Origin of the sequence: Staphylococcus parequorum (assembly GCF_039237145.1) — a bacterium.
Classification (GTDB): domain Bacteria; phylum Bacillota; class Bacilli; order Staphylococcales; family Staphylococcaceae; genus Staphylococcus; species Staphylococcus equorum_A.
In genome coordinates this window covers 1268639-1280693 of sequence record NZ_CP150682.1, presented here as the reverse complement: position 1 = coordinate 1280693, position 12055 = coordinate 1268639, and the positions used below count along the sequence as shown (strand labels likewise).

The window sequence follows — 12055 nt, the reverse complement described above, 5'->3', positions numbered from 1 at the left end:
GTTGCTTTTATGCATGAGCTTTAGCTCAGGCGTTCCTTTTAAATTCCCACAATTTATTGTGATTAGTTGCTTTTATGCATGAGCTTTAGCTCAGGCGTTCCTTTTAAATTCCCACAATTTATTGTGATTAGTTGCTTTTATGCATGTAAAGTGTTACTTTTCAATTTATTGAATTAGTAACTCTTATGCAAGTGCGATTAGCACTTGTATACCTTTAACACTTCTCTTATAACCCATTATAAAAACTCAGTTCTTTCTATATTAGCAATTCGCAATTTTATTCGAATTAATCACTATCTATTACTTCAATTTATCTGTTCTATATAAATAACTCTTATAGTTTAACAAATTTTTGTCTATTTTACTTCATAGTGAAACAAGTTCTTTCTTTTTTGCAATTATGTGAATTTAGAGATAATTCGAAAAAGTTATTGACATGACCTCGCCGATGTAGTAAATTTAATTTATCGAATTTTTAGACAATTCAATTAAATAAAACCATTCATTCGAGAGGAGTATAATAAAATGACCAAAAACCATATGCAATACAAACCAACAACTTCAAACAATTTAGTCATTTTATTATGCTATTAGGACTGGAACTTTAGTGAAGAATTTACTAAACGTTTAAGTCCTCTTTCTAGTTGAATGGGACTTGAAAGCGTCCCAATAATTTATTGGGACGTTTTTTTATTTTCAATTTTAAGGGGGAAACAGTATGAGAAGCGATATGATCAAAAAAGGTGATCAGCAGGCTCCAGCAAGAAGTCTTTTGCATGCTACAGGTGCATTAGAAAAACCAACAGATATGAATAAGCCTTTCGTGGCAATTTGTAATTCATATATTGACATCGTCCCAGGACATGTCCACTTAAGAGAATTAGCAGACATTGCCAAAGAAGCAATTCGTGAAGCAGGTGCTATTCCCTTTGAATTTGACACGATCGGTGTAGATGATGGTATCGCAATGGGTCATATAGGAATGAGATATTCCCTTCCCTCACGAGAGATCATTGCCGATTCTGCTGAAACAGTAATTAACGCGCATTGGTTTGACGGTGTATTCTATATTCCTAACTGTGACAAGATTACACCAGGTATGATACTTGCATCAGTCAGAACCAATGTTCCAGCCATCTTTTGTTCTGGTGGCCCTATGAAAGCAGGATTATCTTCAGAAGGTAAAGCATTAACACTTTCTTCAATGTTTGAAGCAGTTGGTGCTTTTAAAGATGGTTCGATTTCAAAAGATGAATTTTTAGATATGGAACAAAACGCTTGTCCAACATGTGGTTCTTGCTCTGGTATGTTCACTGCGAATTCAATGAACTGTTTAATGGAAGTTTTAGGCTTATCCCTTCCATATAATGGAACAGCATTAGCAGTGAGTGATCAACGTAGAGAAATGATTAGAGAAGCTGCATTCAAATTAGTAGATAATATTAAAAATGATATTAAACCAAGAGATATCGTAACACGTGAAGCGATTGATGATGCATTTGCGTTAGATATGGCAATGGGTGGTTCTACAAACACTGTACTTCACACATTAGCAATTGCAAATGAAGCAGGCATCGATTATGACTTAACAAGAATTAATGAAATTGCTAAGAAAACACCTTACCTTTCAAAAATTGCACCTAGTTCTTCTTATTCAATGCATGATGTACATGAAGCAGGCGGCGTCCCAGCAATTATTAATGAACTGTTTAAAAGAGAAGGTACCTTACATCCAGATAGAATCACAGCAACAGGCAAGACCCTTCGTGAAAATAATGAAGGTAAAGAAATTTTAAATAGCGATGTAATTAGACATCTAGATAATCCTTACGACAAACAAGGAGGTCTTTCAATTCTATACGGTAATTTAGCTCCAAATGGTGCCGTCATTAAAGTAGGTGGTGTAGATCCTTCAATTAAAGTATTTAAAGGTAAAGCAATTTGTTTTGATTCACACGATGATGCAGTAGAAGCAATTGACAATCACGTTGTTCGAGAAGGCCATGTTGTTGTCATAAGATATGAAGGTCCTAAAGGTGGTCCAGGCATGCCTGAAATGTTAGCCCCTACTTCTTCAATTGTAGGAAGAGGATTAGGTAAAGATGTTGCATTAATTACAGATGGCCGTTTCTCAGGTGCAACTCGAGGCATTGCTGTAGGACATATCTCACCTGAAGCAGCTTCTGGTGGACCTATTGGACTAATTAAAGATGGTGATGAAATTACTATTGATTTAACTAACCGAACATTGAATGTCGAAGTATCAAATGAAACTTTAGAAAATAGAAAACAAGATGTAAAACCATTTAAAGCAAAAGTGAAAACTGGTTATCTTGCACGTTACACCGCACTCGTTACAAGTGCTAATACTGGTGGCGTAATGCAAGTTCCCGAAAATCTCATTTAAGGAGTGAGCACAATGTCTAAACATACTGAAACACTTGAAATAGAAAAATCAGAAAATTTTGAATCTTTGGAAGCAGCAGAAGCAGTTGAACCTGAAGTTGAACTAGAACAAGAGACAATTGATGAAATGAGATCTGGTTCAGAATTATTAGTCGAATCATTGGCAAATGAGTGTGTTGATTTTATATTTGGTTATCCAGGAGGCGCTGTTCTCCCTCTTTACGACACACTATATGAAGGGAAAATAAAGCACATCTTAGCTCGTCATGAACAAGGCGCAACGCACGCAGCTGAAGGTTACGCACGTGTTTCTGGTAATACAGGTGTAGTTGTTGTTACAAGTGGTCCAGGAGCTACAAATGCGATTACCGGTATTGCTGATGCTTATAGCGACTCTTTACCTTTAGTAGTTATCACAGGTCAAGTCGCAACGCCTGGTATCGGTAAGGATGCATTCCAAGAAGCGGATTTACTATCTATGACAACACCAATTACTAAGCATAATTATCAAGTTAAAAATGTACAAGATATTCCTAAAACTATTCATGAGGCTTTTCATATCGCTAATACTGGAAGAAAAGGTCCAGTAGTAATCGATTTTCCTAAAGATATGGGTATCCTATCAACGAATGCACAAGTTACTGATGAATTAGAATTACCTGGTTACACAATACCTAATAAACCAAAAAAAGATGATATACAAAAATTGAGAGACCTTTTAAAGAGTGCTAAAAAACCATTAGTACTTTCAGGTGCAGGCATCAATCATGCCAAAGCCAATGAATTATTTACTGAATTTGTAAGTAGACATCAATTACCAGTAGTGAGTACGTTACTTGGTCTCGGCGCGATTCCATACGAACACCCCCTATTTTTAGGCATGGGTGGTATGCATGGATCATACGCAAGTAACATGGCCTTAACTGAATGTGATTTACTTATTAACTTCGGAAGCCGCTTTGATGACAGATTAGCGAGTAACCCTGATGAATTCGCACCAAATGCTAAAATCGTTCATGTTGATATCGATCCATCTGAAATCAACAAAATTATTAAAGTAGATTTGGGTATTGTTGCCGATTGTAAAGCGACATTAGAGTTTCTACTCGATTTCGATAGTTATTCAATTAGACATGAAGATTGGTTAGAAACATGTAACGAAAATAAAATACAACAACCATTTGCATACAGCGATGATGAAGATGGTGTATTTTCAAAACCACAACGTGCAATTGAATATATTGGAGAAATTACCAATGGTGATGCAATTGTAACTACAGACGTTGGACAACATCAAATGTGGGTTGCACAATACTATCCATTTAAAGACCATGGTCAACTTGTTACCAGTGGTGGTTTAGGAACAATGGGCTTTGGTATACCAGCAGCAATTGGAGCTAAATTGGCTAAACCAGACAAAACGGTTGTAGCTTTTGTAGGCGACGGCGGTTTCCAAATGACAAATCAAGAAATGGGTATTTTAGAAGAATATGGCATTGATATTAAAATCGTAATTGTAAATAACGGTACGCTTGGCATGGTGAAACAATGGCAAGATAAATTCTTTAATAAACGTTTTTCACATTCTGTGTTTAATGGACAGCCAGACTTTATTAAGCTATCTGAAGCATATAATGTAAAAGCCTATCTCATAGATGATCCTACACACTTAGAACAAAAATTGGATGAGGCTTTCCAACACGACGGACCAGCTTTAATTGACATTCGCATTTCACCAGTTGAAATTGTCTCTCCAATGGTACCAAGTGGTAAAGCAAACCATGAGATGGAGGGTCTATTATGAGAAGAACATTTAGAACAAAAGTAAGAGATAAAGCAGGTACATTAAATAGATTAACAAGTATTTTCGTACGAAGACAATTTAATATCGTTAATCTTTCCGCAACACCTACGCTAGAAGAAGGTATTTCTAATATTACTTTTGTAGCAGAAATACCTGATACAGATGTGCTACGCACGCTACTTCAACAACTTGAAAAGCAAATCAATATTATTGAGGTTGAAGATATAACAGATACAAATACCTACAATAGAGAGTTGGTACTTGTGAAATTACAAACACCAAACAATCATCAAGAATTACAAAATTTAATCAAACCTTATGATGCGCTAGTCTCTATATTGAAAAATGAAGAAACTTATACGTACCTTCAAGCCTCAGGTCCACAATACACGATGGATAATTTATTAGACGATCTATCATCATATAAAATCGAACAAGTCTCACGTACGGGTTCGGCAGGTATTATTTAGCTTAAGCTTTAATGTTTTAACAAAAATTTCAAAACACATGGAGGATTATATTATGACAACAGTTTATTATGATGAAACAGTAAAGAAAGATGCATTACAAGGTAAGAAAGTAGCGGTTTTAGGTTATGGATCTCAAGGTCATGCGCATGCACAAAACTTAAAAGACAACGGCTATGACGTAATCATTGGTATCAGACCTGGACGTTCTTTTGATAAAGCAAAAGATGACGGCTTCGAAGTATATCCTGTAAATGAGGCAGCAAAACAAGCTGATGTTATTATGGTACTTCTACCAGATGAAGCTCAAGGAAAAATATATGAAGAAGAAATCAAACCCAATCTAGAAGCAAATAATGCATTAGTTTTTGCTCATGGTTTTAATATTCATTTTGATGTTATCAACCCACCAGAAAACGTTGACGTATTCTTAGTAGCTCCAAAAGGACCAGGACATTTAGTTCGTCGTACTTTTGCTGAAGGTAGTGCAGTCCCTGCCCTATTCGCAGTAGAACAAGATGCAAGTGGAGAAGCTACAGACTTAGCCTTAAGCTATGCTAAAGGTATCGGTGCTACACGTGCTGGCGTATTAGAAACATCATTCAAAGAAGAAACTGAAACAGATTTATTTGGTGAACAAGCTGTCCTTTGTGGTGGTACAACTAAATTAATACAAACTGGTTTCGAAACATTAGTTGAAGCTGGATATCAACCAGAGATTGCTTATTTCGAAGTATTACATGAAATGAAGCTTATCGTAGACCTATTATACGAAGGTGGCATGGAAAACATGCGTTATTCAATTTCAAATACAGCAGAATTTGGTGACTATGTATCTGGACCACGTATCATTACACCAGACGTTAAAGATAATATGAAAGCAGTACTAGAAGATATCCAACAAGGAAAATTCAGTGATCGTTTCATTAAAGATAATGAAAATAATTTTGAAGAGTTCCACAAACTACGTGAAGAACAACATGGACATCAAATCGAAGCGGTTGGTAAAGAACTACGTGAAATGATGCCATTCATTAAATCTAAAAGTATTGAAAAATAATTAGATTCAACCTTTAAATTAATCGTAATTGAAGAATCACACTTAGTTAGGAATATGTGATTGCTTAAAAATGCAGCTACTTTTCTCATAAAAGTGTGTTTCTTCATTACTTACGGTTATATGAGTCTAAAATTCATTTATAGGAGATGTTGAAAATGAGTAGCCATATTCAAATTTTTGATACAACACTTAGAGACGGCGAACAAACACCTGGTGTAAACTTTTCATTCGATGAACGTTTGAAGATAGCAAATCAACTTGAAAAATGGGGCGTAGATATTATAGAAGCTGGGTTCCCTGCATCAAGTAAGGGTAGTTTTAAATCAGTTGAAGCAATCTCAAAAGCATTAACAACAACTGCTGTATGTGGTCTTGCCCGTTGTGTGAAAAAAGATATTGATGCAGTATATCAAGCAACTAAAGAAGCAGCAAAACCAAGAATTCATGTCTTTATCGCAACAAGCCCGATACATCGTGATTCCAAACTTATGATGTCTAAGGAAGAAGTTTTAGCATCTATAACAGAACATGTAAGCTATGCTAAAAAATATTTTGATTTAGTTCAGTTCTCCCCAGAAGATGCAACAAGAACAGAACTACCATTTTTAATAGAATGTGTTCAAACAGCTGTTGATGCCGGAGCAAGTGTAATCAATGTACCTGACACTGTAGGTTTCAGTTACCCTTCTGAATATGGTCAAATTTTCAAAACACTACAAGAATCTGTCAAAACAGACCACGAAGTAATTTATAGTGCACACTGTCATGATGATCTTGGACTTGCAGTAGCAAATAGTATGGCTGCAATTGAAAATGGAGCCAAACGAATAGAAGGTACCTTAAATGGTATTGGGGAACGTGCAGGTAATGCAGCACTTGAAGAAGTAGCACTTGGCCTTTACGTTCGACAAGATCATTACGGCAATCAATCTAGAATTAACCTTGAAGAAACAAAACAAACTTCAGATTTAATTGCTAGATTTGCAGGAATTCGAGTTCCTAGAAACAAAGCCATTGTCGGCCAAAATGCCTTTAGTCATGAATCAGGTATCCATCAAGATGGCGTAATCAAAAACCCTGAAACATATGAAATTATGACACCTCAACTTGTTGGTGTTAAAACAACAGAATTACCTTTAGGTAAACTTTCAGGAAAACATGCTTTTGCTGAAAAATTAATTAATTTAGGTTACGATGTTGAGCCAGAAGAACAAAAAGCATTATTTAAACAATTTAAAACAATTGCAGATAAGAAAAAAGCAGTTACAGACCGTGATATCCACGCCTTAATACAAGGTACAGAACATGAACAAAATGCAATTTATCAAGTTGAAACTTTACAACTACAATTTGTTTCTAATGGGCTTCAAAGTGCTGTAGTCGTTATTAAAGATAAAGACGGTAATACGTACCAAGATTCTAGTATTGGCACCGGTTCTATCGTTGCCGTGTACAATGCAATAGATCGTATCTTTGACCTCAACACTGAGTTAATAGAATACCGTATTGATTCTGTTACTGAAGGTACCGATGCACAAGCTGAAGTACATGTACAAATTAAAATTGATAACCAAATCGTTACAGGTGTTGGTATTGACCATGATATCTTACTTGCTTCATGTAAATCATATGTAGAAGCACATGCTAAGTATGTTGCTAATTCTGCTACGGAAGAAGGTATTCATTCATGAGTTATAAGATTGTAGCCCTACCAGGTGATGGTATTGGTCCTGAGATTATGACAGGATCACTAGAAATATTAGAACAATTAAGCCAAGATTTTAATTTTAATTATGACTTAGAAACACATGATTTTGGTGGCATTGCTATAGATCGCCATGGTAAACCACTCCCTGAATCAACACTAAATGCATGTCAAAATGCTGATGCAATTTTATTAGGTGCTGTGGGTGGTCCAAAATGGACTGACCCTAACAATAGACCTGAACAAGGATTATTAGGCATACGTAAAGCATTAGGCTTATTCGCTAATATACGCCCTACTACAGTGACAAATGGTACAAGTCATTTATCTCCGATTAAAGAAGAACGTGTTGCAGGCACAAATTTTGTTTTAGTAAGAGAACTCACTGGCGGTATCTATTTTGGTGAACCTAAGAAATTGGGTGATGACGATGCACTCGATTCCCTTACTTATACAAGATCAGAAATAGAACGCATTGCTAGAGTTGGATTTGATTTAGCTCAAAAAAGAAATAAAAAATTAACTTCGGTGGATAAAGAAAATGTGCTTTCTTCTAGTAAATTATGGCGTAGAGTAATAAATGAAGTTTCACAAGATTATCCAGAAGTAGAAGTTAACCATTTACTTGTAGATGCTTGTGCAATGCATTTAATCACTAATCCTTCACAATTTGATGTCATTGTAACTGAAAATTTATTTGGTGATATTTTAAGTGATGAAGCATCTGTAATTCCTGGTTCATTAGGTTTATCGCCTTCTGCAAGTTTTAGTGAACAAGGCCCACGACTTTACGAACCGATTCATGGTTCAGCACCAGATATTGCAAACCAAGATATCGCAAACCCTTTCGGTATGCTTTTATCAGTTGTAATGTGTCTTAGAGAAAGTTTAAATGAACCACAAGCAGCTGAAAAATTAGAATCAGTAATTTATCAACTCATTAAAGAAGGTAAAACAACCCGTGATCTCAATGGAAATTATAATACGTCAGATATTATTAATTTCGTAAAAGAAAATTTATAAAAAGGAGGAGATGTCATATGGGTAAAACACTATTTGATAAAGTTTGGAATAAACATGTCTTGACTGGTAAAGAAGGTGACCCACAGTTATTATATATAGATTTGCATCTTATACATGAAGTCACATCTCCTCAAGCATTTGAAGGTCTGAGACTCCAAAATAGACAACTGCGTAGACCAGACTTAACATATGCAACACTTGACCACAACGTGCCGACAGTAGATATTTTTAATATCAAAGATGAAATTGCAAATAAGCAAATTACTACATTGCAAAATAATGCTAAAGAATTCGGCGTCCATATATTTGATATGGGTTCTGATGAACAAGGTATTGTGCATATGGTAGGTCCTGAAACTGGTTTAACACAGCCAGGTAAAACAATTGTTTGTGGTGATTCTCATACTGCTACACATGGTGCTTTCGGAGCAATTGCTTTTGGTATTGGTACAAGTGAAGTTGAGCATGTATTTGCTACCCAATCCCTATGGCAAACTAAACCTAAAAATCTAAAAATTGATGTAACAGGCAAATTGCCGACTGGTGTGTATGCCAAAGATATTATCTTACATTTGATTAGTCAATATGGCGTTGATTTTGGTACAGGTTATGCCCTAGAATTTTCGGGAGAAGCGATACGTAGTTTGAGTATGGAAGCTAGAATGACAATTTGTAATATGGCAATCGAAGCTGGTGCTAAATACGGCATGATGGAGCCTGATGAAACGACATTTGAATATGTTAAAGGTCGTCCATACGCAACAAATTTTGATGCTTCCGTTGATGAATGGCGTGAACTCTACACAGATGACGATGCTGAATTCGATAGAGTCATTGAAATGGATGTCTCAGACTTAGAACCTCAAGTGACTTGGGGAACTAGTCCTGAAATGGGAGTAAGTTTTAGTACACCTTTCCCTGAAATAAAAAATGTTAATGACGAACGTGCATATAATTATATGGATTTAAAACCTGGTCAAAAAGCTGAGGATATCGATTTAGGTTATGTCTTCTTAGGTTCTTGTACAAATGCTCGTCTTTCAGATTTAGTTGAAGCGAGTCATATTGTTAAAGGAAATCAAGTCCACCCTAATATTACAGCAATCGTTGTTCCAGGATCTCGTACAGTTAAAAAAGAAGCAGAAAAAATAGGACTAGACAAAATCTTTAAAGAAGCAGGTTTTGATTGGAGAGAGCCCGGTTGTTCTATGTGCTTAGGTATGAATCCAGACCAAGTACCTAATGGTGTTCACTGTGCTTCGACAAGTAATCGTAACTTTGAAGGTCGCCAAGGTAAAGGTGCAAGAACACATCTTGTTTCCCCTGCTATGGCAGCAGCCGCAGCAATTAATGGTAAATTTGTAGATGTTAGAAAGGTGGTTGTATAATATGGAAATCAAACCAATCACTACGTATACAGGTAAAGTCGTACCATTATTTCATGACAATATCGATACCGATCAAATTATACCTAAAGTCCATTTAAAGCGTATTTCAAAATCAGGATTTGGACCATTTGCTTTCGATGAATGGCGTTATTTAGATGACGGTTCTGATAATCCAGATTTCAATCCAAATAAACCAGAATATAAAGATGCATCGATTTTAATTACCGGAGATAATTTCGGGTGTGGCTCAAGTCGTGAACACGCTGCTTGGGCAATTAAAGACTATGGTTTTGACATTATTATTGCTGGCAGTTACAGTGATATATTCTATATGAACTGTACTAAAAATGCGATGTTACCAATTGTATTAGATGAAGAAGCGAGAAAACATTTAGCACAAGCAGAATCGATTACAGTAGATTTACCAAATCAAACTGTTACTTCTCCAGACAAAACATTTACTTTTGATATCGATGAAACATGGAAAAACAAACTCGTAAAAGGACTTGATGATGTTGCAGTAACATTGCAATATGAAGATGAAATCAAATCTTACGAAAGAGCAAAAACTTTTTAAAGATACTAAACTAACAAAGGTGTGAAACATATGACTGTAAAAACAACTGTTTCTTCAAAAGATATCGATGAAGCTTACTTACAAATAAAAGATACTGTTAAAGAGACGCCATTACAAAAGGATCATTATTTATCACTTAAATATGATTGTAATGTATATTTAAAAAGAGAAGACCTACAATGGGTCAGATCTTTTAAACTTAGAGGAGCTTACAATGCGATTGTATCCTTGAATAAAGAAGACAGAGAAATGGGCATCACATGTGCAAGTGCAGGTAACCATGCACAGGGTGTGGCTTACACTGCTAATAAATTACACTTAGATGCAGTTATATTTATGCCTGTCACTACCCCACTTCAAAAGATTAACCAAGTTAAATTCTTTGGTGGACAAAATGTCGAAGTTATTCTTACAGGTGATACATTTGATGATTGTTTAAAAGAAGCGCTCGTCTATACAGAAGACAACAACATGAATTTCATTGATCCTTTTAACAATATCTATACTATTGCGGGCCAAGGTACACTTGCTAAAGAAATCATTGATCAATCTAAAGAAGCAAATATACAATTTGATTATTTATTTGCTGCAATTGGAGGCGGAGGTTTAATTTCTGGTGTTGGTACGTATTTCAAGGAAAATTCACCTCAAACATCTATTGTTGGCGTAGAGCCTGCTGGAGCAAGCAGTATGTATACATCAGTTGTTTTAGAAAATCAAATCGTAACATTACCTGAGATTGATAAGTTTGTTGATGGCGCTTCAGTTGCAAGAGTTGGTCAAATAACTTATGACATCTCTAAAAAAGTTGTTGATGATTATGTTCAAGTACACGAAGGCGCTGTATGTTCAACTATTTTAGATATGTACTCTAAACAAGCTATTATAGCAGAACCTGCTGGTGCATTAAGTATTACCGCTTTAGATAATTATCAAGCAGAAATCAAAGGTAAAACAGTTGTTTGTGTTGTGAGTGGTGGTAACAATGACATTAACCGCATGAAAGAAATTGAAGAGCGTTCACTACTTTTCGAAGAAATGAAACACTACTTCATTTTAAACTTTCCCCAACGTCCCGGCGCTTTAAGAGAATTTGTAAATGATGTACTCGGACCTAAAGATGATATTACTAAATTCGAGTACCTAAAAAAATCATCTCAAAACACCGGTACAGTTATTATAGGCATTCAATTAAATAATCATAAAGATTTGAATAACTTGAAAAAGAATGTAAATGAGTTTGATGCTTCAAATATTTACATTAATCAAAATAAAATGCTTTATTCACTCCTTATTTAAAAGCTTAGCTATTGTGCTAAGCTTTTTTTTAAAGAACTACTTCCCAATATAATTGGGATTAGTAGTTCTTACACATGAGCTTAAGCTTATGTGTTCATATCTTAAATCAGGTTTTCAGTTCTTCGAACTGGTAGTTAAGCTCTTTTTAAACATAAAAAAAGAGACCCTTTCGGGTCCCTAATTGCCTGGCAACGTCCTACTCTTGCGGAACGTAAGTCAGCTACCATCGGCGCTAAGGAGCTTTCCTGATATAAGCCAAGCGCTCGCATCTTTTCTCACTTGCGCTCTTTCCTTACTCACTTACCGCTTGTAAGCTCGTCGCGTCT

The 12055-nt window shown here is 35.6% G+C and carries 9 protein-coding genes; all 9 read left to right on the top strand.

What is annotated here, in order from left to right; translation table 11 throughout:
* Positions 1 to 718 precede the first annotated feature (718 nt).
* The 9 genes from ilvD to ilvA all read left to right on the top strand — a co-directional run bounded on the left by ilvD (position 719) and on the right by ilvA (position 11729).
* Entirely contained in the window at positions 719 to 2407 is a 1689-nt protein-coding gene (ilvD, locus tag AAA453_RS06045) for a dihydroxy-acid dehydratase (protein WP_427706884.1), read from the top strand.
* 12 nt (positions 2408 to 2419) lie between these two features.
* On the top strand, positions 2420 to 4210 hold the full coding sequence (gene ilvB, locus AAA453_RS06040) for a biosynthetic-type acetolactate synthase large subunit (protein ID WP_069817783.1): 1791 nt from the start codon (positions 2420 to 2422) through the stop codon (positions 4208 to 4210).
* A complete protein-coding gene (gene ilvN / locus AAA453_RS06035; RefSeq protein WP_002507123.1) occupies positions 4207 to 4680 on the top strand; it encodes an acetolactate synthase small subunit in 474 nt (157 codons plus the stop codon). The genes ilvB and ilvN overlap by 4 nt, the downstream gene beginning before the upstream one ends.
* A gap of 52 nt (positions 4681 to 4732) precedes the next feature.
* A complete protein-coding gene (gene ilvC / locus AAA453_RS06030; RefSeq protein WP_046466309.1) occupies positions 4733 to 5737 on the top strand; it encodes a ketol-acid reductoisomerase in 1005 nt (334 codons plus the stop codon).
* 155 nt (positions 5738 to 5892) lie between these two features.
* Positions 5893 to 7428 carry a 2-isopropylmalate synthase gene (locus AAA453_RS06025; RefSeq protein WP_427706881.1) on the top strand — a complete coding sequence of 512 codons (1536 nt, stop codon included), beginning with the start codon at positions 5893 to 5895 and terminating at the stop codon, positions 7426 to 7428.
* Complete coding sequence (gene leuB, locus AAA453_RS06020) at positions 7425 to 8465, top strand: 3-isopropylmalate dehydrogenase (RefSeq protein ID WP_046466311.1); 1041 nt, start codon at positions 7425 to 7427, stop codon at positions 8463 to 8465. The genes AAA453_RS06025 and leuB overlap by 4 nt, the downstream gene beginning before the upstream one ends.
* 17 nt (positions 8466 to 8482) lie before the next feature.
* Complete coding sequence (gene leuC, locus AAA453_RS06015) at positions 8483 to 9853, top strand: 3-isopropylmalate dehydratase large subunit (protein ID WP_427706879.1); 1371 nt, start codon at positions 8483 to 8485, stop codon at positions 9851 to 9853.
* 1 nt (position 9854) lies between these two features.
* Complete coding sequence (leuD, locus tag AAA453_RS06010) at positions 9855 to 10430, top strand: 3-isopropylmalate dehydratase small subunit (RefSeq protein WP_427706877.1); 576 nt, start codon at positions 9855 to 9857, stop codon at positions 10428 to 10430.
* 30 nt (positions 10431 to 10460) lie between these two features.
* Positions 10461 to 11729 (top strand): threonine ammonia-lyase IlvA, encoded by a 1269-nt coding sequence (ilvA, locus tag AAA453_RS06005; RefSeq protein WP_427706875.1) that lies wholly within the window; start codon positions 10461 to 10463, stop codon positions 11727 to 11729.
* Positions 11730 to 12055 lie beyond the last annotated feature (326 nt).